Origin of the sequence: Cedecea sp. AS113 (assembly GCF_037152415.1) — a bacterium.
In the GTDB taxonomy this organism is placed as follows: Bacteria; Pseudomonadota; Gammaproteobacteria; order Enterobacterales; family Enterobacteriaceae; genus Cedecea.
Genome location: NZ_JBBCMI010000084.1, coordinates 1 through 209 on the forward strand (window position 1 = coordinate 1; position 209 = coordinate 209).

Here is a 209-nt window from a genome sequence, read left to right on the forward strand (position 1 = left end):
TTTGTTGACACCCTGACATAGCCTACCAGCATGACGTTTTGCCTCACAAAAGGCTGAGAGCATGCCACGGCGCGGCAGGATGTGCATTTTCTTAAAGGTTGGTTTGGGGGAAGGATCGGCTTTGCCGGTTGGTGTGCCTGTTCCGTGGGCGTTGTCTGTAGCGCCGGCAGGATGGTTGAAATGCAATGGCGCAGCGTTTTCAGCGGCTC

The 209-nt window shown here is 55.5% G+C and carries 1 protein-coding gene; it reads left to right on the top strand.

Features of this window, described 5'->3' with window-relative positions:
• Positions 1 to 61 precede the first annotated feature (61 nt).
• A partial coding sequence (locus WFN87_RS24120; protein WP_336989477.1) for a phage tail protein occupies positions 62 to 209 on the top strand: 148 nt, incomplete at its 3' end.